Origin of the sequence: Streptomyces sp. NPDC059567 (genome assembly GCF_042735655.1) — a bacterium.
In the GTDB taxonomy this organism is placed as follows: domain Bacteria; phylum Actinomycetota; class Actinomycetes; order Streptomycetales; family Streptomycetaceae; genus Streptomyces.
Map to the genome: position 1 here is coordinate 1 of NZ_JBHWBS010000212.1, position 1,119 is coordinate 1,119.

Sequence of the window (1,119 nt, forward strand, 5' to 3'; positions counted from 1 at the left end):
AGTCAACGTCTTCTGGGCACTGATTCGTGACCGACGGTGCTACCAAGTCGTACCCCCAGTGACTCACGTGGCTTGACTTCAAGATTGGGAAGCGATCTCGACTTTGTTGTCGTCGTCCCGGAGCTGGTGCTGGGCCACCTCGTAGAAGTGGCGGAGGTCTGCCAGGGTCACCCCGTCGGCCCGGAGGAGGTTCTTGATTCCTTCCTTCAGGGCAGGGCCTGCATGGTTCACGAGCCTCGTGATGGCGATCCGGTAGTCGTCGAGGCGGATGCGGTGCTGGTCGGTCTCGATGAACGTGCGCATGGCCGCGGGGCCGTCGGCGATAGCCTTATGGCCGGCTTCCTTCATGTACTCGCTGGCCATCGGGTCGGCGATGATCGCGAGGATGGTCTTGCGGTCCCGCTCCGCCTGGTCCTCGCCAGGCACATCCGCGGCCTCGTGGTCGAGTGCGGTCGGAGCCGGCGGATTGGTGGTGGATGCGGCGGCCTCGTTCGTGTCGGCGAACGCCGGCGACGCGAGGAGGAATGCCGGAGCCAGAGCAGCGGTAGTCACAACTGCGGCGATCCGGGATAGTCTCACAGAAAATACCCCCAGAGGGAATGGTGCTTGCGCCGCAAAGACTCACCATCGACCCAAGGTTGTACAGGGCAGAAGTATTCGTTCGAATGGCTTCTAGCGCGCGCCTTGGGGAGCAGTCGCGGAGCGTGACCTAGATCTCTTGATTGTGAGGGGGGCTCGTGAGCCGCGTACGCCTTGTCGTCTGGCCGAGCGAACGTCCGGCACTCAGGAGAGGGCGGTGACGCTGCCTTGGGCAGGTGTCGAACGACGAGGGCGATCGCCTTCCTCGGCGGTGGCGGCTTCCGCGTAGGTGGTCGGGTGGGCCCGGGGTCGCGACGAGCCATCCGCTTCCTTGGCGGGGATGCACTGCGGAGATGCCGGGTGTATGGGGGCAGTGTGCGGGGCGGTGCGGTAATGAGTTGGGCACCGGCTTCTCCACAATGAGCTCAATGCTCGTCGGGGGGGGGGGGGGGGGTACGCCCCCGAAACCCCCACAAAACAAAAAGGCTGGTCACCACACCGCCCAGGCAGAACGGGCGACGCACCAGCGGGCGCCCGGGC

General features: G+C 65.2%; 1 protein-coding gene. It reads right to left on the bottom strand.

Annotated elements, in window-relative coordinates; translation table 11 throughout:
- Nucleotides 1-78: 78 nt before the first annotated feature.
- A complete protein-coding gene (locus ACFVZW_RS37050; protein ID WP_384531003.1) occupies nucleotides 79-552 on the bottom strand; it encodes a hypothetical protein in 474 nt (157 codons plus the stop codon).
- Nucleotides 553-1,119: the final 567 nt, after the last annotated feature.